Consider the following 21253-nt stretch of genomic DNA (forward strand, 5'->3'; position numbering starts at 1 on the left):
ATCTGTTCTGAGAATCAATAAATTTTGTGTAAATTTATTCTACGATTGCAACAATGTTATCTTCGCGCATGATCAAGTACTCTTGATCTTCAATTTTTTCAGTTTTTTCGATGTATTGACCGAAAAGAACTGTTTCGCCAACTTTAACTTCTAATGTTTTAAGTTCGCCATTATCTAAAATGCGACCATTACCTACTGCAACGATTTCGCCACGAGTAGACTTTTCTGCTGCTGAACCCATTAATACAATGCCGCCAGCTGATTTTGTTTCTTCTTCTAAGCGTTTTACGATAACGCGATCACTTAATGGACGTAAGTTCATTTTTTATTCCTAATAATGTTGATTCTTAATATTGCGCTTAGTTATGCAACAATAATATTTGATTATATTTATGGGGATGATTTTATTTATCCCAAGCAAAAAAGCTTAAAAATTAGATAAAAACTACTCTTTTCGCTGAAATTGACCTTCTAGCACTTTTGGTTTTGGTACTTGAGGTTGATTTTCATAAGTTTGCCCTTGGCTATTTTCTTGATTCTGTTCTTGATTGAACGGACTTTGATTAAAACCACCTGAAGAGAAGTGAAAACCATGCGCACCAGATGATGCGCCTTTAGCCGCAACTTGCTTTAAAATGCCTGCGGCCATTTTATTACGTATGAATGGCGTTAATAATAAAAAACCAAAAATATCAGTGACTATGCCAGGTGTTACTAATAATACACCTGCAATAATAACGCATAAGCCAGAAAATAAATCTTGCGCTGGCATTTGACCTTGCGCCATTTGAGTTTGCACATTTTTTAATGCATCAGTGCCTTGCTGCTTAACTAATTTAGCACCTATAAATGCAGTGATGATGACTAAGGCGATTGTACTCCAACCCCCAATTACCTCACTTACTTGAATTAATAATGCAATTTCTATTATCGGAATAATAATAAAAACGAATAATAATGCCTTAAACATACTAACCTCAGAGAAAATAAATTACATATAACGAAATATAAATGAGGGTTAAGCGGTCTTTTTTCAACCCAAGTTTATGCTTATTTTGCTGATTTACTCAGCAAACTAAGGTATAAATACAACATTAAAAATTAAGTCATTGTTTGTATGGTTTAAGTTTGTATTAAGTTTGATTTTTTAAACTCTTTAAATGAGTCAAATCCACTTAATTTATTTAAAAATATAAAAGATGACAGCGGCCTATGGTTTAGGCTATTTAAAGTATAAGTCTTAGCTATTTACTAGACTTGATGAGGTAACAGTTCAATGCGTTTTATATCTTCAATATTTTTATATTTGCTTTTATTTGTCAGTTTATTAACCCCTAACACTAGCTATGCTAACAATATACTAGATGATTTAATGGCTCCACCACAGCAAACTTTTCTACCTGTCTCTGAAGCATTTAAGCTGGACTTTGATCAACAAGGCGAAAAGCTTTTTATTACTTGGGAAATCGCGCCTGAGTATTATATTTATCAAAAAAAACTACAGTTTATTGCTAAAGAGGCCAACCTTGAACAGCCTAAATTACCTGATGGCCAATGGATAGAAGATGAGTTTTTTGGTAAAACTCAGGTTTACTTTAATGTATTAAATCTTGTTATTCCTATCTCAGATATTAAAGAAAACGCGATTGTCAAAATTCGCTATCAAGGCTGTGCTGAAGCCGGTTTGTGTTACCCGCCAGAAACTATCTCAATTCCATTAAGTACACTCACTGCTGCTAATAAAATAGTAACAACGCCTTCTAATGACGTGACTACGACTTCACAAAGTAATAACGATGAATTGTCGCTTACCGATAAATTATCGCAACAAGGATTCACTAAAAACCTCATTGTATTTTTCTTCTTAGGTTTAGGTTTGGCATTTACACCTTGTGTATTCCCAATGTTTCCAATTTTATCTAGCCTAATTGCAGGACAATCAGGCTCATTATCTACCAAACGTGCTTTTGCTTTATCTTTTGTTTATGTACAAGGCATGGCAATCACATATGCCTTATTAGGCTTGGTCGTTGCAACCTTAGGCGGTCAAGTACAATCCTATTTACAACACCCTTATGTATTAATCAGCTTTAGTTTATTGTTTGTTGTTTTAGCGCTATCTATGTTTGGTTTATTTGAAATAAGACTACCAAGTAGCTGGATGTCACGTTTGACGCAAATGAGTAATCAGCAAAAAAGTGGTAATTATATTGGTGTATTTTTAATGGGAGTATTATCGGGCTTAATCGCTTCGCCTTGTACAACTGCACCACTTTCAGGTGTTTTATTATATGTCGCTCAAAATGGTGATTATTTTGTAGGTGGTATAACGCTATATGTATTGAGTATGGGCATGGGTTTACCTTTATTATTATTAGGCACTTCAGGCGGTAAGCTATTGCCTAAGTCTGGTAGTTGGATGGATCAAGTTAAAACCTTATTTGGTTTTATCATGTTAGTTGTACCTTTAATATTGTTAGAGCGTATTTTAAGTTTTGATATTATTTTAACTTTAGGCGCAATACTTATGATAGCAACTGCGACATATTTATATTATTGGCATACGCAAACAACACAAGCTAAGGGTAAAACAATATTATGGTTAAGTGCTTTTATTATATTATTTTCAGCGCTAAGCCTATTACAGAAACTTTATTTAACAACGGATACTGCGCCAAGCCAGCAAACACAAACCATCACTAGTGAACAAAGTAATGGAGAATTCAAAAAAATTGCTGATTTAGCAGAACTTAATGAAGCGATTAAGCTTGCTAATCAAAACGATAAATTAGTTATGGTAGATTTATATGCAGACTGGTGTGTTGCTTGTAAAGAATTTGAGCATTATACCTTTGCTGATCATAAGGTACTTAAAGCATTCTCAGGCTATGAACTCTTTCAAGTAGATTTAACCGATGCTAATGATACTAATATGGCATTTATGAAACACTTTAATGTGTTTGGTTTACCAAGTATTTTGTTTTTTGATAAAAACGGAAAAGAACTCTCATCTGAACGAGTAACCGGCTTTATGGATGCAGATAATTTTTCAGCGCATTTAGACAAACTAAAATAGCAAATAGTTTAAAGAGCTAAAATTAAATTATAAAATTTTAGCTCTGTTTTTAACAAACCTCTCTATCTTTATGCTAAAGATTTAATGCCACCTTTTTAAAGATAAACTAAATCTCCCCAGCTGTATTATCGGCATTAAGCTTCACACCTGACTTTTTACTGATTAGACCAGTATTTTGCTGCTATTTTCTTTGAAATAACTATAATCGTTGCTGAACGTGATAAAAAGTTGCGATTTAAGTCAGAACCTATTAAGTTATGACTCAAATCATAAAAAACAACGACACTCACAACATTTAAGGAAATTTCGCAGAAAATGACTGCTAAATTTAAACTTTTAGTCCTAAATGGACCAAATTTAAATATGTTAGGTAAAAGAGAGCCTGAAACGTACGGTTCACAAACCCTTGACGATATTACCGCATCATTAACGCAACAAGCGCTTAAGCTTAATATTGAGCTGGAGCACTTCCAAAGTAATGGTGAGCAAGCATTAATAGAGCGTATACATTCAGCTTGGGGCAAGGTTGATTTTATTATTATTAACCCCGCCGCATTTACACATACCAGTGTCGCTTTAAGAGATGCATTACTAAGTGTTGATATACCTTTTTATGAAGTGCATTTATCAAACGTTCACAAAAGAGAAGCTTTTAGACATCACTCGTATTTTTCTGATGTTGCACAAGGCGTACTCGTAGGATTTGGTGCAATGGGTTATTCCATGGCTTTAACAGCCGCGGCGAACCAATTGCAAAACACACATTAATATAAAATAGAGACGGGTTTATCCATGGATATTCGTAAGATAAAAAAATTAATTGAGCTAGTTGAAGAGTCTGGTATTTCTGAATTAGAAATCACTGAAGGTGAAGAATCAGTACGTATTAACCGTTACAGCCCATCGCCTGTTATGACTCAAGCAATGGCAGCACCAATTGCAGCTCCGGCTCCAGTAGCAGCTGCTCCTGCAGTTGCTGCACCAGCAGCAGAAAGCGCTCCAGCAGCAATTTCTGGTCACGTTATTAAATCTCCAATGGTTGGTACTTTCTATCGTTCAGCTTCTCCTGAAGCGCCTTCATATGTAGAAGTTGGTTCTACAGTAAATGTTGGTGATACTTTATGTATTTTAGAAGCTATGAAAATGATGAATCAAATCGAAGCTGATAAAGCTGGCGTGATCAAAGAGATTTTAGTTAATAACGAAGATCCAATCGAATTTGATCAACCACTATTTATCATCGAATAATCTAAGGCAAACGCTATGTTAGATAAAGTTGTTATCGCAAACCGAGGTGAAATTGCACTTCGTATATTGCGTGCCTGTAAAGAGCTTGGCATCAAAACTGTTGCCGTGCATTCTACTGCAGACAGAGATCTAAAACATGTATTGTTAGCCGATGAAACGATTTGTATCGGTAAACCTTCTGCTTTAGAAAGTTACTTAGATATCCCTCGCATTATTGCCGCTGCTGAAGTTACTGATGCTGTTGCGATACACCCAGGTTACGGATTTTTAGCTGAAAATGCTGATTTTGCTGACCAAGTTGAGCAAAGTGGTTTTATCTTTATCGGTCCTAAAGGCGATACTATTCGCATCATGGGTGATAAAGTTGAAGCAATCAAAGCGATGCGTAAAGCCGGTGTACCATGTGTACCAGGCTCAGACGGTCCATTGACTGAAGATGCTGAACGTAACCTGCAAATTGCAAAACGCATTGGTTATCCTGTGATCATTAAAGCTGCCGGTGGTGGTGGTGGTCGTGGTATGCGTGTTGTACGTAACGATGAAGAATTAATTGATTCTATTGCATTAACGCAAAGTGAAGCACAACAGTTCTTTGGTAACCCAATGGTTTACATGGAAAAATTCCTTGAAAACCCACGTCATATCGAAGTGCAAGTATTAGCTGACGGTCAAGGTAATGCAATTCACTTAGGTGAACGTGATTGTTCTATGCAACGTCGTCATCAAAAAGTTGTTGAGGAAGCGCCTGCGCCAGGTATTACTGAAGAAATGCGCAAATTCATTGGTGAGCGTTGTACACGTGCATGTATCGATATTAATTATCGTGGTGCAGGTACTTTTGAGTTCCTATATGAAAATGGCGAATTCTACTTCATTGAAATGAATACACGTATTCAGGTTGAGCATCCTGTAACTGAAATGGTTACTGGTGTTGACTTAATCAAAGAGCAACTAAAAATAGCTGCTGGTCAACCGCTAAGCCTCACTCAAGATGATATCGTGATTAAAGGTCATGCTGTTGAGTGTCGTATTAATGCAGAAGATCCAGTGTCATTTATTCCTTCACCGGGTAAAATTACACGTTTCCACCCTGCCGGTGGTTTAGGTGTACGTTGGGATAGCCATATTTATGCTGATTACAGCGTACCACCATATTATGACTCTATGGTAGGTAAGTTAATTACTTATGGTGAAAACCGTGATATCGCGATTGCGCGTGCACGAATCGCTTTAGATGAATTAGTAATTGAAGGTATTAAAACTAATATCCCATTACATAAAGAAATCTTAGCCGATGAAAACTTTCAAAATGGTGGTGCAAACATCCACTATTTAGAAAAGAAATTAGGTCTACAATAAGTTATTAGCCGAATTAATTATAAAGCCAGCATTTGCTGGCTTTTTTGTACATTTAATTTTAAAACCAACGAGATCAACAAACCTGCTTTCATGTACTACACTTAGACAAAGAAATTTGATACTGAATATTTAAGGAAGAGTGTCGCTATGCACTATGCGTTATCAGCTGATGAATTTAGCCATGCACTCGATATGGTAAAAGAGTCATTGGTAATTTTAAATGATGACAGACAAATCCTTTGGCTAACAAAAAAACACAAACACTTTTCAACTTTAATTCACAAGAACTTAAAGGTAAAAAATTTGCCAAACTAATAACAAATAGCCAAGATCAACCAAACAACTATGATTTAACTCACTTGTTAGCTGAAAATAATTTATTGCAATCTAATGATACGAAAGAGGTCATATGTTATCAAAAAAATGACATCCCTTTTCCTGCGCTTTTATATTTAAACAAAACAAAAATCAATGAGCGATGGCTTTTATGTGTCACCATAAATGACTTCACTGAAAAAACCAAAATACAAGAAAATATGCTTTGGTCTTCAACTCACGACCCTCTGACTTAATTACCTAACAGACAACTTTTACAAACTAAGCTGCAAGATGCAATTCAACAAACAGTGATAGAACAAAACCATATTGCGCTTATATTTATAGATTTAGATAATTTTAAATTAGTAAATGATACTTATGGTCATGAGATGGGAGATAGACTGTTAAAAATCATGAGGTATTTTAGATTCAACCTATGACATTAGAGAATATTGAATATGTTGCGACTGCAAGTATTGGCATTGCTTTTGATGATGCAGGCTCTAAAAATGCCCAAGATTTATGAACATAAATAATAATCGTTCATATACAATTTAATCCTTAGTTTTTAGACTATAATCTAAATGTAACGGAATAGTTAAACCTAACTTAAAAGGAAAGTAAAATGTTAAAAATAAAAAAGGTGAAATCAATAATTTCAATATCTATGCTTGTAACTGCAAATTTCTTAACAGCTTTTAGTGCGCAAGCTGAGATAGATTATATTACTTGTAATAGCTGTAGTGATAATAGAATGAAATTATCAGCCGAAGCAACTCAAGAAAATAAAATTGTAAATGTTGTTGATTTTTTCTAATTTTACTACTAAAAGTTATCTAGTATTTAATGAGCCGGGTCATAGTAGTGCTCGCGAGGTATCTGCGCATCCAGACTTACTTTCAGGAATTATCGATTTAAAAGATGCTAAAGCATATATAGATGAAGCTTTAAGTAATAACGACGTAAATACCGATGATTTAAAAGGTTTTTTACTGAATAAAGACTCTGCCTCAGACTTCATTAAGGTTATTCGTTTTGAAGATAGACAAAGAGATATGGTAATCCCCCCGAAAAATAATCGAAGTCAAAAGTAGAATTTTCTCGTATGCTTAACCGCAGGAGATCATTCATGAAAAAAGCACATTTTAGTGACAGTCAAATTTTAGCCATTTTAAAGCAAGCCGAAAATGGCGTACCTATCCCCGAACTATGTCGTGAACACGGCATGAGTAATTCTTCATTCTATAAATGGCGCTCTAAATATGGCGGTATGGACGCCTCACTTATGGCAAGAATGAAAGAGCTAGAAGATGAAAATCGGCGCTTAAAAAAGATGTATGCCGAAGAGCGTTTAAAAGCTGAAATAATTCAGGAGGCCATGGCAAAAAAGTGGTAAGAGCTTCTGAGCGTAAAGTGATGGCTAAAGAAGCGATGGTCAGTATAAGCCTGATATGTCGTACGTTCACGATTAGTGAAACCTGTTACAGGTACCAGCCTAAGCTAAGTGATGATAATGAGCTTATTGCAGATTTACTGTTAGGGTTAACTCAAAATCAGCGTAACTGGGGTTTTGGTTTATGCTTTTTATATTTAAGAAACGTAAAGGGCTATCACTGGAATCATAAGCGCGTTTATCGTATCTATCGTGAACTCGAACTGAATATGCGAATAAAGCCTAATAAACGACTGAAACGTGAAGTTCCAGAGCCATTAGCTGTGCCTGAAGCGATGAATGAATGTTGGTCGATGGATTTTATGCATGACCAATTATCGGATGGAAGAAGTTGTCGTTTATTTAATGTGATTGATGACTTTAACCGAGAAGGGTTAGCAATAGATGCTGATATATCCTTACCCGCAGAGCGTGTGATCCAATCACTTGATAGAATTATCGAATGGCGTGGTAAACCTAAGCGTATTCGCTCTGATAATGGACCTGAATATATTAGTCATAAGCTTGCTGCTTGGGCAACAAAACACGATATTGAACTATGTTTCATTCAGCCAGGTAACCCACAGCAAAATGCTTATATTGAACGTTTTAATCGGACGGTAAGATATGACTGGCTCAGCCATTATATTTATCGTGATATTGAAGAATTACAAAACAGAGCAACACAATGGTTATGGACTTATAACCATGAACGACCTAACATGGGAATTGGTGGTATAACCTCAATTCAAAAACGTAAACTAACACAGAGAAAAGCGTCTACTTTTGAACTCTATTAAAAATGGGGGGATTACCGCTAACCTCTTCTTAGTTGAAGTAATATAAACTAGTAATTTTTTAATTATCATGTGTGTTTTATTTATAACATTTGCAATTTTACATCCCTTCTATATTGTTGAATTAATGTAATTTAAAAAAAGCATAATAAATATGCTAACAGTTGAATTTATAATATAGGTTTTCATAAAATAAAATAAATAACAAATACAGTAGCTTACATTTATTTTATGGGTTTTTTATTTCGTTTAAATATAAAAAGCTACTACCAGAACATCAGAAAACAACCTTTATTATTGAATTTTTGTGATTTATTGTCAGTCACATCTGAAAGTTGGTAGCATTTTAGTTACAAATTTAATTGGTGTTTATATGCAAAGTGGAAATAAGATTAAAGATGTTTATTCTTGCGAAATTCAAAAAAGTTTAGATTCATTTATAGAGATGGAAGCTTTTTTTGATTTAATGTTAGTAAAGAAAGAATTTAGAGTTTCATCAGTTGAAGTAATGAAAACTAAAGCAACAGAAGGAATCATTACATTACAAGAAATCCAATCAAACTTAAAATAAATAAATATTTCTTTATAATTAACATTAAATTCAATTTTAACAGTGGATTAAATTTTTGGTTTACTTTTTTAAATTTCAATTATTAAATTAACTTACATAGTTTACTGGGTCTATTTTAGGGGTATCCCTCCCAGTTCAAGCAAAAGGATTAAGGATTATTGTGCAAAAACATAAGTATTACTCACAAAAAGTGCTGGAATCGAAAGTGCTTGAGGATGTGAAAGCGCATGGAAAAAACAAGCACTGCAAAATACAACACTGTCTAAAACACGATTTTATCAATACGCATCTATGTTAGCTATTGAACAACTCATAGTACGACAATATTTAACTAAGAGAGATTGTGAAGCAGCGCTTAAGGGCTTTACCAACCATCTTTTGAGCCAACGTATATCCTTTAGTCGATTCCGCGATGTCTTCTGGTTTAGAAAATAACTCAGTTTCAGCTAACTCTAATGCTTCACGAGCACGGCCTGTTAAACCTCGATCGATGATCAGTGGAATACGACCACCAGCACGCACTTCATCTAATAATACAGGACTAAGTTCAAATGTTGATATCACTTCGCCAGTAGCATTTTTTACAAGACCTTCGTAAGGGTAAATATCAATAACATCACCCATATTCATTTTTTGAACGTCTAATTCAATGGGTAATGCACCTGAATCTTCCATTGTATTATAAAAGATAGGCGCTATTTTACTGCCTAAACATACACCGCCACCACGTTTATTAGGAATAAAAGGAATATCATCACCCATAAACCATAAAACAGAGTTAGTAGCCGATTTACGAGATGAACCCGTGCCAACAACATCACCCACATAAGCCAGCTTTAATATAGGCAGCATCATCAACACCCGCAGGTACACGATGAGTTAAAAGATCTAATAAAAACTCTTCTTCACCTGTAGGTGGATTTTTAACTAATTCAACTAAATCTGCAGTTTGTTCTGCATCTAGTGCTTTAGGTACAATCCCTTGTGCTGCACGTTCTGCTACGTGATTTCGATATTCTTGAAGCATGATATGCCCTCTTGGTGACGTCCTTATATTCAACAACTCTAGCAGAGTTACAGAATATGTTTATTTATCAGACTAAAAATATATCAAAAGTATACGATTTTTTCGCTAGATGAAAGTGAGTGAAGCGGATCCTTACTTTATACTTATTATAAATTTGATGAATAGATCAGCTTATTTTCATAAATTGTAGGCATTAGGTTTTAGTAAAAATGAAATCTCTAAGGTAAGTTAGAGATCTTAATTTTTGTAGATGTTATTATTAAATTATGATAATAAAATCAATACAATACCCATGACAGGTAAAATCGCTCCAGTTAATTTACTAGTGTTTTTTGGTAAAAAAATATTATTTGGATTAACAGGATCCACATATATTTGACATGTATGTGGTTGTTGTTTCGTCTTTTTAAAAAGCTGTTTATCAAAGTTGGTAATAGCACTTAAAGGCTTACTTTCAAAGCCATATTCCACCAGCATTTGTTTGTCTTTAAATGAACTAAACGGCATCAAATCCTGAAGTGATACCATAGTTACCTTGTCAATAAAACATACGCGCCAAGTGCGCTTTCGATATAAGCCATATATAAAATAAATTAATGGCTCAACCCCTAAAGCTGTTAATACTAATCCAGTTAAAAAAAGTTCATATTTCATAGCATATCCTTATTGCAAAACTGAAGCTAAAATTACGCGTGAGCCTACTTTGCTTTATTATTTTATGCGAAGATCATTCCAAGTAAATTAAGGGAAATTAACCATTTTATATTTTTCATACTCATTAATAACATAAAAGGTAGCTCCCTTAATTTATTTTTATTTAAGTTTAAATACCATTCACAATCGTGTTATTTGTGGTTCTGATAAACCAAATGTGCGCCAACTAAATCACTTAATGCTGTTCCTACAGATTTAAATAAAGTGATTTCATTTTTCAATTTACGCCCTGGTACATCTCCAGAACATAATTGTGCAAGTTCAGCTTTAACATCATTTTCACTAAATACACCTTCACTAATAGGTATCAGTAACTCACCCGCTTCATTTAAAACATTAGTACGACTATCAACATAAACTGAACTATTTAAAAGGGCCTGAGTATCACACTCTCTACGGTCACTATTATGATTACCAATTAAGTCAACATGGGCGCCTGCTTTTAACCATTCACCTTTAAATAAAGGCGTTGCAGAACCTGTTGCACAGCTAACAATATCAGCCTGTTTTATCGCTTTTTCAACGTTACTTTGCTCACAAGCAACAAACTCAACATCCGTATGACGTTTTTGCATTTGCGCTATTAAGCTAGCAACTTTATCGGTATTACGACCAACTATTGTTACCCTTTTCAGGTTTCTAACGCTTAAATGTGCACTGATCATGTATGTTGATAAGTTTCCGGTACCAAAAAATACCAGTGATTGACTGTCTTCTTTGGATAAGTAGCGCGATGCTAATGCAGATACCGCAGCAGTTCGCCAAAAAGTAACACTCGTACCATCAACCAAAGCTAAAGGCACACCATGCTCTCGACTAAATAGCATTATTTTTGAATATAATGAATCGAATCCCACATCTGAATTTTGTGGAAAATAAGTAAAAGATTTAACGCCTATGACTTCTTCATTCCAAGCTGGCAATACAGCAAATGCGTTATGTTTTTCGCAACCTGGAGCTAGTTCAAATACCTGACGCTTTGGCATATTAAAATCGCCAGCAAACCCTTTATCTAAAGCAGGAATTAAATCTTTAAAATTAAGTACTTTGTGAACTTGTTCTTTTTCTATTACTTTCATTTTTTACCTGTATAACAATTAACGGTATTTAAGACCGCGTGGATAAATCCCCGCCTACAGCCTTGAATGACTCAATTACATAAAAGGTTAAATAACAAATGGCTTAGGTGCATGGGTTAAAACTTGAAAGTCATCGTCTGTAATAAGCAGGTCATCTTCTAATCTCACCCCACCAAAATCAGGGATATATATACCAGGCTCAATCGTAATAATATTGCCCGGCTCTAACACATAATCACAGTTAGGGCCTATAATTGGCGCTTCATGTAAAAACAAACCAACACCATGACCTAAACCATCACCCGCCCATTGACCATATTCAGATGCATTTAAAACTTCACGTGCTGCCTTATAAGCTTCAACTGCATGTAAACCAGGTTTTAAAATATCAATCGCTGCTTGCTGTGCTTGCGCAACAGTATTGTAAAGATCCGTTTGTTTTTTTGATGCTTCTCCTAATATATAACTACGTGTCATATCAGAGCGATAACCATTTATTACCGCACCAAAATCAAGTGTGATGAAATCACCATTTTTAAGCTTTTGCTCGCCCGGAATACCATGCGGTAATGAACTGCGCTCGGCAAATAACATGATAGTGTCAAATGCTAACCCTTCTGATCCAAGCTTTTGCATGCGATATTCAAGCTCTAAAGCAACATCTCTTTCAGTTACCCCTTCAACAAAGTACGGCATTAACTCACTTAAAGCTTGATCCGCAATCGCAGCAGCTAATTTAGTTTGTTTAACTTCCCAATGATCCTTAACCATACGTTGTCGCTCAATAACACCTGTTATAGGTACAACTGTAATATTGCCAAGCTCTTTACATACGCCCTGCCACATAGCCACATTTATAAAAGCAGCATCAAAGCCTAACGTTTTTGTAATGCCTATATGGCGCTTGATACAAGCTCCTAATGTTTCTTTTTCGCGATCCCTGGTGATCACTTCAAAATCACGACACTCATTAACTGCTTGCTCAGCATATCTATAATCAGTAATTAAATAATTCTGCTCAGGGGTAATAATTCCATAAGCGGCATGACCGCTAAAACCACTTAAATAACGTAAATTTTCAAAACCTAGCACCAATAATGCATCTAAATCTTGTTCCACAAGCTGTGCGCGACATTGATTTTGCCTTTGCTGATAAATTTCTTTCATCGAAAAATAAAACCTTCTTTTAATGGATCTTCAGGATCAATATAAAACTCAGACTTGCCTGTGATATACGCCATACCACTTACTTGGGGAATAATCGCGTTATATTGGCCAAATTGGATAGTTTCAACCACTTTTACATTAAAGTATGAACCTAAAATACTTTCAATTTTAACTGACTCATCAATTACTAATTCACCTTTTGCATGATGAATCGCCACTCTACCACTCACTCCTGTACCTGTAGGACTGCGATCTAATTCACCTTCAGCAAAAATACATACATTACGACTATGGGCATCATTAGCTAATGTTTGTTGATGAGAAACAAAAATCACGCCATATAAAAAGCTTAAATCAGCTTCAAAGGGATGTTTTATTATAAACTGAGTTTGTACTGCTTCTTTTATCCGTTTACCCATATCAATTATGGTAATGCTATTTGTATCACTGAGGTCTAAATCTAAAACGTCTGCATCTACATACGCATAAAAAGCCCCGCCATAAGCTAAATCGAAAGTAACATTGCCTAAATCGGCTACCGCGGCTTGTTGTTGCTTTAAAGCTAAAAATGAAGGTACATTGTTAAACCGAATATCAATTACTTTCTCATTTTTAACTGTAATATATGAAGTAATTAATCCTGCGGGGCTATCAATACGAAGTTCATTATCACCTTCAATAACATCAATCACTTTAGCTTCCACCGCAGCCTTAGATAAAGCAACAATCGCATGGCCACACATAGTGCTATAACCTTCATTATGCAAAAACAATACACCAAAGTGACTTGTTTCACGCTCAGGCTCAGTGATCAATGCGGCATACATATCAGCATGTCCACGCGGTTCAAAAATAATCGCTTTACGTAAATCATCAAAATGGGTTAAACAATACTGTCGTTTTTCTAAAATCGTTTTCCCTTTAAGTTCAGGAAAACCGCCAGTGATCACTCTTAATGGTTCACCGCCAGTATGCATTTCTAATGTCGTAATATGGAGCCAATCTGTTGGTACTTGCCAGTTAGCAAAAGGATTTTGTTGCATAGGTAAATTAATTTATAATAACATATTGCATACAATATACTCACATTAAATTAAATTGCAAATATGCTATATCAAGATCAATTAAAAGGATTGCTCAATTGAGGATCCGAAACAAAAGACTCGTCGGTTAATGCGTTTAAAAACGCGATTAAATCAGACTTTTCCTTTGAAGTTAAAACGAGCTTTTTTACAAAAGGGCTTTTATAGATATTTTTCAATACTTGTGTTTGGTTATTAAACTGTTTATCAGCACGCCCGCCAGCATTATAATGCTCTACCACCTCTTCTAATGTGCTAATGCTTCCATCATGCATATAAGGGGCTGTAAGTGCGATATTCCTTAATGTTGGCGCTCTAAATACCCCCATATCATTTGGATCTAAGGTAATTTCACTTAAGCCAATATCCGCTAACGGATAACTCCCTTTACCATCTAAATTATACAAACCCGTATTATGAAAAGGTCGCCTATCTAATAATTGTTTTTCATGAGTTGTAGATTGCGTGAAATTAAAACCACCATGACAATGATGACACTCTAATCTTTCTGAAAAGAATAAATCCATACCTCTAATTTGACTTTCACTAAGTGCATCATCTTGCATTGCATAAGCATAACGATCAAAAGGGGAATTAAATGAAACAAGTCTTCTTACAAAACTTGCTAATGCCTTATTAATCTTATCGAAGTTAATATCGTCATCATCAAAAGCTGCGCTAAACATGGCTTTATAATCTTCAGTATTAAATCGGCTTAATATTTCACTTTCATAACCTGTTACGCCCATTTCAATGGGTTCTTCACCAAATAGTGGTAATAAAATCTGGCGCTCAATGCTATCTAAACTAGGATGTGCCCAAGTAAGGGTTTTATTATAAGCGATATTCACCAAAGCCAGTGAATTACGCCTATGGCTTTGACCTGTAGAACCTATAGAAACAGCCAAGGACTCTGAAAAAGCTTTATCTTGCTGATGACATGTCGCACAGCTTTGCGTTTGATTAGCAGATAAATTTTTATCATAAAATAAAAATCGCCCCAACTTAACTTTAGCCTCTGACATAGGGTTGTTTGTTGGTACTTGCGGCTTAGGATAGCCTTTAGGGATTGGCCATTTATATTCCGTCGTTTTTTTGGCGTTATCACACGCAATTAAACTAAAAATAAAACCTAAGATCACTGCTGACTTGAATAAATGAATCATTTTATAAGCTCTATATCTTGGGTGAAAATAACCTTTTGATTTAAGTTCTGATATAAAACACGACACGCTGATTGGTTTAATTCTCCCATGCATGAGTTTTCAGAGTTGAGTGCTAACTCTGAAGTTAAGTTATTAAATGAAATATATATGGGTTTGCTGGGCTCAAAGTTTTTAATGGCAAAACTCACCCGATTTGGATTTTTACAAGGTACTTTAGGCGCGCGCATAACTGATGCTGAATCACAGCCAGTTGATCCTAAATGAAAAGACCAACTTTCACCTTTTACTGTTTTATTAGCCAAATCTAAACGCAAAAATTTATGCCCTAGCTGCCAAGCCCAAAACATATCTGATTGATTCAATGGGAACTTCGCTGTTAATGGATTTTTATGATTAACCTCAAAAGGCACAGCAAGTTCAAATTCCAATAATGCCTTGTGCTTTAACTGGCTATCGAGTTCAACTTCCCAATTAAATTCACCTCTACAATTTCCGCCAATCAAAGCAATTTCATTATTCACTTCTTTTAAACTGCCATCATAATTAATATTTTGCATTTTTTTATCAAGTAGTATTTTTGATAAATAGAATTGAAATGTACTTAATCGCCAAGCTTCTTCAGCAATTATCAAATCACTGTCACATGTTACTGGCTGACCATTTATAACTGGAATAAAGTTAAGTTTAGTCGGGAGTGTTTTTTGACAAGCAATAGCCAAAAACAGAGCTAAAATAATAAAAGTGATTAAAAAACGTCTCATACATACCTATTATTATATTTTTATGTAAATATTAATGACTAGGGATTATAAGCACAGGAATAAAGTATGTACCAGAAAACTTTACAAACCTCATTAAGTTTTATATTGATAACGATAAGTTCATTAAGCTTCGCCCATATTGAACATGATAAAGCCAGATATGTATCTGAAAATGGCATAGATAAAGGCTATTGCGATAAACCATTTCGTGCATGTAAAACGATTAGCTATGCTGTTCAACAAGCGAGTAAAGGCGATAAAGTACTTGTTGCCAGTGGACATTATAAACTTGAATCTGAATCTGATGTTTTTTATCTACAAAGTCAATTAGTACCAGTAAAAGCCGGCTTTAATCGTATGGATCACTTTCAAATACAAAGCCCAATAAACAATCCAACTTTTATCAGTAATGCGCCAAAGTCGATGCATAATGCATTATATAAGGCGGGGTTCACAGTCGTCAGTGATGGTAAATCAAACTTAAACTCAGCGGCATTAAAAGTAAAATTAAACAAATTAAGTCAATTATCACAAATACAAAATAATCAAGCTTGCCAAAATGGTTCAGCCGCAGGGTTTGAATGTCAAAATGTCGATTTAATATCCCATATTCCCTTAACCAGTATTTCAGGAAGTCCTTTTTCAGGCAGTGATATTTGGGGGCATGTTGATTTAAATAACAATACTGAATACGCCATTATGGGCCATACAAAAGGCGTAACAGTATTTGATTTAAGTGTACCAAGCCAACCTAAACAAGTAGGCACAATAACAGGTATTGCAACTAGCTGGCGTGATATAAAAGTTTATCAATATTTTGATGACACATTAAATGCCTACCAAGCATTTGCATACACTACCGCTGAATCCAGTGATGGTATCGTGATTATTGATTTAAATAACTTACCTAATTCGGTTTCTAAAATTAACCAGTTAAATCAAAAAGAACAGTTTATACATAACGTGTATATTTCAAATGTAGATTATGGTCTTGGCCTTGCGTTGCCAGGTAGTGAAGCAAATGTTATTGCATTAGGTGGTTCCAAGTCAGGTGGTGCATTTAGAAGTTATTCGCTATCAGATCCCACAAACATTCCGATCAGTTTTGAAAATTCACAAGCATCTCGCCTCGATTATACGCACGATGCTGCTTCTGCATTTATAAAAGATGAAAGAGCACAAAGAGACTGTGGTGAAACTTCTGGAAAGTGCACCGTATTAGTTGATTTTAATGAAAATGAAATGCGTGTTTGGAATATATCTAACAGTAACGAAACTAAATTATTATCAAGTATCACTTATAATGAAGTCAGTGATGATAATAAATACGTACATTCAGGCTGGTTTAGTGAGGATAATCGATATGTTTACTTACATGATGAATTTGATGAAACTCGCGGTTCACTTAATACGACTGTACGCATTTTTGACTTACAAAACTTAACTGCGCCAGTGCAAGTGGCAAGTTGGAAAAGCAACAACCCAACAATCGATCATAATGGTTTTGCCCGCGGAAACCGCTACTACATGTCTAACTATGAACGTGGTTTAACAATATTAGATATCAGTGATCCGATAAATCCAGTAGAAATTGGTTTTTTTGATACATTCCCTAGTTCAAATAACAGCAGCTTTAATGGTGCCTGGGGTGTTTATCCATTTTTACCATCGGGGTTAATTTTATTGAGCGATATCAATAGTGGCCTCTATGTACTTAAAGATAATACAAAGCAAATAGCCAACGATAGATTATCTTTCGATAGTGCCGAATTCGAAGTTGATAACAAAGGTACTATAAAAATACCCGTTAACAGAGAAGGTAATACCCAACTTGCTGCAAGCATCGATTTTGAAACCTTAGATGGTAGCGCAAAAGCGGAATCAGATTACACTTATAAGTCTGGTACCTTACATTGGCAAGCAGGTGATAACTCAACCCAATATATCTCCTTAGAGATCAATAAAGAGTTCGCGGGCATCCAAATTAAAAACGATTTCTTTGTTCGTTTATTAAATTCACAAACTCAAAGTGCTATTGGTGAATATGGTTATATAAAAGTTAACCTCAAAGGAGTAGCTGCTGTCGGTAATATTTCTTTAAATCAAAATGAAATAAGGATAGCTGAAAACCAAGGTGAACTCGTGCTTACCTTTAATCGTTTAGGTGGTGATAGGGGCGAAATTACACTTGATCTAGATTTATCAAATAACACTGATTTAAAAGATGATTACGCTATTAGCCATACACAATTAACTTGGGCTGATGGTGAAACAAATTCCAAAGAAATTATAGTAACTTTAGTGGACGATGATTTATCTGAGCAAGATGAAATCATAAATATATCACTGTTAGCGACTGATGAAGATGGCGCAGTACAAACAAACCAGCTAATGATCACTTTATTAGATGATGAAAATAATCAAGCGCCAATCATCAATATCTCAGGAATAGTGAGTGAGCTGCCAGGGCGAGGTACTTATTATGCGTTGCCTGATATCTCAGATCCTGAAGGTGATGAGCTCACTTTTTTATGGGAGCAAGTTTCAGGGCCGAGTATAGAGTTTATCAATCCAACACAAGCTGCTATGAATATAAATGTGGGAGACATATCGGGAGAGTTTACAATAAAGCTAACTGTAACAGATCAAAGAGGTGCTAGTAGTAGCGAAACGGTTACTATGAATATCACATCTGAAACGCAGCCTGAACCATCAAAATCGAACTCTTCTTCAGGTAGTACCTATATCCTAATCTTTTTAATGCTTTGTATTGGTAGCATGCGACAAAGATACCAAAGAAATAGCTCTAACTTTAACTTATAAAAGCGTCTTAAAGTATTTAGGTTATTCATGATCCCCTAATATGAATAACCTAAAACGCCATACTAACGACCACTTTACCCAAACACTTGACCATATATCACCGTGTTTTACCGTTTAGCATAAATTCAATGCTTCTGTGTTTAAATCCTTTATTATTTATCTCAAGAAAACATAAATCGTATTTTTTAAGATAAGGATCTTAATATGACGACATTTACACAAACATCAGAAGGAACATTTGTAGATAAAGAACCTGGAAGGTTTACATCAAAGTTAAAAATGGCAGGTGCTATTGTAGGTTCCGCATTGGTTTTATCTTTAGTATTTAGCGGATTAATGACTTTATTAGTTGTAGGTTCTATTGTGGCAGGTATATCACTGCTATTTCGTAAATAGCTTAAACAGAGTTTAATATAAATTATAAAATAACCACTCCCTGGACTATTTTATAATCCCCTAAAAACAAAAAGCACATACCTTATCCAGTATGTGCTTTTGTTGTTTTATTAAAAGCTAAATTAACGTTTTACCGGTAAACGCTGAGTTGTACTTATATTTGCAACCACACGTCTATTTTGAGCATGGGCTTCAACAGTATTCATTTTATTAATTAAACGTGTTTCACCAAAACCAACTGTTGATATTCTATGTTCATCAATCTGATATTTTGAACTTAAAACTTCACCTACAGCTTTAGCACGCTGTTCCGACAATTTTTGATTGTAAGCTGCATTACCTTGAGCAGAAGTATGACCTTCTAATCTCACACTGCTTTGTTCAAATTCATTTAAAAAGTCTGCAACATCTTTTATATCACTTAAGTATTGCGAATTTACATCTGAATTATCATTACTGAAATTAACTAATAAATGTACTGATACTTGCTTATCTTCATATACTGTACAACCTTTTAAATCTACAGCATATTCAACAGGTGAGTTAGCACAATTATCATTTACATCAAATACGCCATCTTTATCAGAATCAACAGGCTTTTCTGGTGCCGCAACTTGAGTCACTTGAGCTGGTGCTGCTTTTTTAGGGGTGTAGCTATTGTTACTTTGCCCAAAAAAGTAATTTATTCCTAATTTTAATGAAATATCTGTGTGAGTTTCATTTAAACCTTCATACCAATTTACTTCACCAGAAACCGCAAGATTATCAGCTAAGTAATGACGCATACCTAAGCCAAGGTTACCCATATTAACAGCGCGGTATGAATTCATGTGCTTTAAGCCTGCTACACCATAAAGGCCGTTATCACCAATGTGGTATAAAAGTGCACCGCCATAGTATTCTATTTTTTTATGGCTATCTTCATCTTCAATATTAAAACTATGTAACGCATATTCAATTCTTGCAGACCACTCTTGCGTAAATCTATAGCCAAACTCAATACCACCACCTAACGACTCACCTAAATCAATTGTATTAGATGACTCTACTTCATCCCAATCAGCCCAGTAATACTCACCAAAAGCACCAACATAAAAGCCTTCCTTATTTGCTTCTTCAGCAGATAAAGTCGTACTTGTTAAAATTAAAAAACCTAATGCAATGCTACTTGCTAATTTATTAAGTTTCATTGTTATCCCTTTTTAATTACAAAAAAATATACATTATTCAGTTTAAATTAAGTTAATTTGTGATATTTTACCCGGCCTTATTTCTGCGCAACGTCAAATAGCTATAATCTAATAAGCGCCAATACATATAATCAAAGAAATTGAACATTACATATGATTAAAAACCAGCGTCACGCTATTTATTTTGCTCTTGCAGCCGTTTTTTTATGGTCAACTGTTGCAACCGCTTTTAAACTGGCTTTACAACAGCTATCACCTTTACAGTTAGTTTTTTACGCTTCTGTTTTTAGTTGGTTATTTTTATTAGGCTGTTTAACTAAAAACAAGCAACTAGCTGAGATTTTGCCTACCTTTAGACGCAACAAAGCGCTCTACATTAAATTAGGTAGTTTAAATCCATTTTTATATTATTTAATTTTATTCAAAGCGTACGATTTATTACCGGCACAACAGGCTCAGGCACTAAATTACACTTGGGCAATTGCTTTGAGTTTGTTAGCTGTACCTATGCTTGGCCAAAAATTAAGAAAAACAGATATAACAGCATTAAGTTTCGCTTATTTTGGTGTTCTTATTATAAGTACTAAAGGCCAATTAACTGAGCTTAACTTTCAAAGCCCTTTAGGAGTAGGTCTTGCATTACTCAGTACCGTTTTGTGGGCATTGTACTGGATTTATAGTACAAAAAACAAAGACAAACCAATTTTAAGTTTATTTATTTGTTTTAGTATTGGCTTACCCTTGATTGCAGCAGTAGTTACCTGGCAAAACGCTTGGGTGATACCAAATTTAAAAGGTACTTTAGCCGCTTTATATGTTGGATTATTTGAAATGGGGATTACTTTTGTTTTATGGCTAATAGCCATGAAAAAAGCTGAAAATACAGCCAAGGTTAGCAATCTTATATTTATCTCGCCGTTTATATCATTAATTTTAATTAATCAATTGTTAGGAGAAGAAATTCACCCAGCGACTTTAGTGGGGTTATTATTTATCGTTGCCGGTTTAATGGTGCAAAAGTTAGTTAAATAGCTAATTTCATAAAAA

Annotated in this window: 21 protein-coding genes and 2 pseudogenes; 13 read left to right on the plus strand and 10 right to left on the minus strand. The window is 34.8% G+C overall.

What is annotated here, in order from left to right:
• Positions 1-34: 34 nt before the first annotated feature.
• Entirely contained in the window at positions 35-322 is a 288-nt protein-coding gene (locus tag PSA_RS18320; protein WP_042146947.1) for a co-chaperone GroES, read from the minus strand.
• A 123-nt stretch (positions 323-445) separates the two neighbouring features.
• Complete coding sequence (locus PSA_RS18325; protein WP_042146945.1) at positions 446-970, minus strand: FxsA family protein; 525 nt, start codon at positions 968-970, stop codon at positions 446-448.
• 306 nt (positions 971-1276) lie between these two features.
• Between PSA_RS18325 and PSA_RS18330 the strand changes: the two genes are divergently transcribed.
• The 10 genes and pseudogenes from PSA_RS18330 to PSA_RS18375 all read left to right on the plus strand — a co-directional run bounded on the left by PSA_RS18330 (position 1277) and on the right by PSA_RS18375 (position 8801).
• A complete protein-coding gene (locus tag PSA_RS18330) occupies positions 1277-3076 on the plus strand; it encodes a protein-disulfide reductase DsbD (protein ID WP_042146941.1) in 1800 nt (599 codons plus the stop codon).
• A gap of 315 nt (positions 3077-3391) precedes the next feature.
• Positions 3392-3844, plus strand: coding sequence for a type II 3-dehydroquinate dehydratase (gene aroQ, locus PSA_RS18335; RefSeq protein ID WP_042146938.1), 453 nt, complete (start codon positions 3392-3394; stop codon positions 3842-3844).
• Positions 3845-3868: 24 nt separating this feature from the next.
• Positions 3869-4324, plus strand: a complete 456-nt coding sequence (accB, locus tag PSA_RS18340) for an acetyl-CoA carboxylase biotin carboxyl carrier protein (RefSeq protein ID WP_042146936.1) — start codon at positions 3869-3871, stop codon at positions 4322-4324.
• Positions 4325-4339: 15 nt separating this feature from the next.
• A complete protein-coding gene (gene accC, locus PSA_RS18345; RefSeq protein WP_042146933.1) occupies positions 4340-5683 on the plus strand; it encodes an acetyl-CoA carboxylase biotin carboxylase subunit in 1344 nt (447 codons plus the stop codon).
• Positions 5684-5922: 239 nt separating this feature from the next.
• Positions 5923-6255, plus strand: coding sequence for a PAS domain-containing protein (locus PSA_RS18350; RefSeq protein ID WP_042146930.1), 333 nt, complete (start codon positions 5923-5925; stop codon positions 6253-6255).
• 12 nt (positions 6256-6267) lie between these two features.
• A pseudogene (locus PSA_RS27295) lies at positions 6268-6441 on the plus strand (diguanylate cyclase domain-containing protein); the annotation flags it as partial.
• Between the two features lie 185 nt (positions 6442-6626).
• Positions 6627-6818 (plus strand): hypothetical protein, encoded by a 192-nt coding sequence (locus PSA_RS18355; protein WP_042146928.1) that lies wholly within the window; start codon positions 6627-6629, stop codon positions 6816-6818.
• On the plus strand, positions 6799-7095 hold the full coding sequence (locus PSA_RS18360; RefSeq protein ID WP_042146925.1) for a hypothetical protein: 297 nt from the start codon (positions 6799-6801) through the stop codon (positions 7093-7095). Before PSA_RS18355 ends, PSA_RS18360 begins: the two co-directional genes overlap by 20 nt.
• A 35-nt stretch (positions 7096-7130) precedes the next feature.
• A protein-coding gene (locus tag PSA_RS18370; RefSeq protein WP_127924149.1) for an IS3 family transposase occupies positions 7131-8233 on the plus strand; the annotation gives its coding sequence in 2 pieces (ribosomal slippage) (positions 7131-7383 and positions 7383-8233; 1104 coding nt in all).
• A gap of 370 nt (positions 8234-8603) precedes the next feature.
• Positions 8604-8801 carry a hypothetical protein gene (locus PSA_RS18375; RefSeq protein ID WP_042146920.1) on the plus strand — a complete coding sequence of 66 codons (198 nt, stop codon included), beginning with the start codon at positions 8604-8606 and terminating at the stop codon, positions 8799-8801.
• A gap of 360 nt (positions 8802-9161) precedes the next feature.
• Here PSA_RS18375 and PSA_RS18380 read toward each other — a convergent pair.
• The 7 genes and pseudogenes from PSA_RS18380 to PSA_RS18415 form a co-directional block, all read right to left on the minus strand.
• A pseudogene (locus tag PSA_RS18380) lies at positions 9162-9828 on the minus strand (hypothetical protein); the annotation flags it as partial.
• A gap of 264 nt (positions 9829-10092) precedes the next feature.
• Complete coding sequence (locus PSA_RS18390; RefSeq protein WP_042146913.1) at positions 10093-10482, minus strand: hypothetical protein; 390 nt, start codon at positions 10480-10482, stop codon at positions 10093-10095.
• 191 nt (positions 10483-10673) lie between these two features.
• Positions 10674-11621 carry an ornithine cyclodeaminase family protein gene (locus tag PSA_RS18395; protein ID WP_042146912.1) on the minus strand — a complete coding sequence of 316 codons (948 nt, stop codon included), beginning with the start codon at positions 11619-11621 and terminating at the stop codon, positions 10674-10676.
• A gap of 87 nt (positions 11622-11708) precedes the next feature.
• The gene (locus tag PSA_RS18400) at positions 11709-12788 is read right to left on the minus strand and encodes a Xaa-Pro peptidase family protein (protein ID WP_042146910.1); all 1080 of its coding nucleotides are present in this window, start codon (positions 12786-12788) and stop codon (positions 11709-11711) included.
• On the minus strand, positions 12785-13831 hold the full coding sequence (locus tag PSA_RS18405; protein ID WP_042146908.1) for a proline racemase family protein: 1047 nt from the start codon (positions 13829-13831) through the stop codon (positions 12785-12787). Before PSA_RS18405 ends, PSA_RS18400 begins: the two co-directional genes overlap by 4 nt.
• A 77-nt stretch (positions 13832-13908) precedes the next feature.
• A complete protein-coding gene (locus tag PSA_RS18410) occupies positions 13909-15036 on the minus strand; it encodes a methanobactin export MATE transporter MbnM (RefSeq protein ID WP_042146907.1) in 1128 nt (375 codons plus the stop codon).
• Positions 15033-15797 carry an MbnP family copper-binding protein gene (locus PSA_RS18415; protein ID WP_042146904.1) on the minus strand — a complete coding sequence of 255 codons (765 nt, stop codon included), beginning with the start codon at positions 15795-15797 and terminating at the stop codon, positions 15033-15035. The genes PSA_RS18410 and PSA_RS18415 overlap by 4 nt, the downstream gene beginning before the upstream one ends.
• 66 nt (positions 15798-15863) lie before the next feature.
• Between PSA_RS18415 and PSA_RS18420 the strand changes: the two genes are divergently transcribed.
• Together PSA_RS18420 and PSA_RS18425 are read left to right on the plus strand one after the other, a co-directional pair.
• On the plus strand, positions 15864-18620 hold the full coding sequence (locus PSA_RS18420) for a choice-of-anchor B family protein (protein WP_052380053.1): 2757 nt from the start codon (positions 15864-15866) through the stop codon (positions 18618-18620).
• A 204-nt stretch (positions 18621-18824) separates the two neighbouring features.
• Positions 18825-19016 (plus strand): hypothetical protein, encoded by a 192-nt coding sequence (locus tag PSA_RS18425; protein WP_042146902.1) that lies wholly within the window; start codon positions 18825-18827, stop codon positions 19014-19016.
• A gap of 122 nt (positions 19017-19138) precedes the next feature.
• Here PSA_RS18425 and PSA_RS18430 read toward each other — a convergent pair whose 3' ends face one another.
• Positions 19139-20206, minus strand: coding sequence for an OmpA family protein (locus PSA_RS18430; protein WP_042146900.1), 1068 nt, complete (start codon positions 20204-20206; stop codon positions 19139-19141).
• Between the two features lie 153 nt (positions 20207-20359).
• Here PSA_RS18430 and PSA_RS18435 point away from each other — a divergent pair, with 153 nt between their 5' ends.
• A complete protein-coding gene (locus PSA_RS18435) occupies positions 20360-21238 on the plus strand; it encodes a DMT family transporter (protein WP_082305775.1) in 879 nt (292 codons plus the stop codon).
• Positions 21239-21253 lie beyond the last annotated feature (15 nt).

It is taken from the genome of Pseudoalteromonas sp. '520P1 No. 423', from assembly GCF_001269985.1.
Lineage (GTDB): Bacteria > Pseudomonadota > Gammaproteobacteria > Enterobacterales > Alteromonadaceae > Pseudoalteromonas.

Coding starts and splice junctions, on each gene's coding strand:
- PSA_RS18320 (WP_042146947.1), bottom strand. CDS start 322: ATGAACTTACGTCCATTAAGTGATCGCGTTATCGTAAAACGCTTAGAA.
- PSA_RS18325 (WP_042146945.1), bottom strand. CDS start 970: ATGTTTAAGGCATTATTATTCGTTTTTATTATTATTCCGATAATAGAA.
- PSA_RS18330 (WP_042146941.1), top strand. CDS start 1,277: ATGCGTTTTATATCTTCAATATTTTTATATTTGCTTTTATTTGTCAGT.
- aroQ (WP_042146938.1), top strand. CDS start 3,392: ATGACTGCTAAATTTAAACTTTTAGTCCTAAATGGACCAAATTTAAAT.
- accB (WP_042146936.1), top strand. CDS start 3,869: ATGGATATTCGTAAGATAAAAAAATTAATTGAGCTAGTTGAAGAGTCT.
- accC (WP_042146933.1), top strand. CDS start 4,340: ATGTTAGATAAAGTTGTTATCGCAAACCGAGGTGAAATTGCACTTCGT.
- PSA_RS18355 (WP_042146928.1), top strand. CDS start 6,627: ATGTTAAAAATAAAAAAGGTGAAATCAATAATTTCAATATCTATGCTT.
- PSA_RS18360 (WP_042146925.1), top strand. CDS start 6,799: ATGTTGTTGATTTTTTCTAATTTTACTACTAAAAGTTATCTAGTATTT.
- PSA_RS18375 (WP_042146920.1), top strand. CDS start 8,604: ATGCAAAGTGGAAATAAGATTAAAGATGTTTATTCTTGCGAAATTCAA.
- PSA_RS18390 (WP_042146913.1), bottom strand. CDS start 10,482: ATGAAATATGAACTTTTTTTAACTGGATTAGTATTAACAGCTTTAGGG.
- PSA_RS18395 (WP_042146912.1), bottom strand. CDS start 11,621: ATGAAAGTAATAGAAAAAGAACAAGTTCACAAAGTACTTAATTTTAAA.
- PSA_RS18400 (WP_042146910.1), bottom strand. CDS start 12,788: ATGAAAGAAATTTATCAGCAAAGGCAAAATCAATGTCGCGCACAGCTT.
- PSA_RS18405 (WP_042146908.1), bottom strand. CDS start 13,831: ATGCAACAAAATCCTTTTGCTAACTGGCAAGTACCAACAGATTGGCTC.
- PSA_RS18410 (WP_042146907.1), bottom strand. CDS start 15,036: ATGATTCATTTATTCAAGTCAGCAGTGATCTTAGGTTTTATTTTTAGT.
- PSA_RS18415 (WP_042146904.1), bottom strand. CDS start 15,797: ATGAGACGTTTTTTAATCACTTTTATTATTTTAGCTCTGTTTTTGGCT.
- PSA_RS18420 (WP_052380053.1), top strand. CDS start 15,864: ATGTACCAGAAAACTTTACAAACCTCATTAAGTTTTATATTGATAACG.
- PSA_RS18425 (WP_042146902.1), top strand. CDS start 18,825: ATGACGACATTTACACAAACATCAGAAGGAACATTTGTAGATAAAGAA.
- PSA_RS18430 (WP_042146900.1), bottom strand. CDS start 20,206: ATGAAACTTAATAAATTAGCAAGTAGCATTGCATTAGGTTTTTTAATT.
- PSA_RS18435 (WP_082305775.1), top strand. CDS start 20,360: ATGATTAAAAACCAGCGTCACGCTATTTATTTTGCTCTTGCAGCCGTT.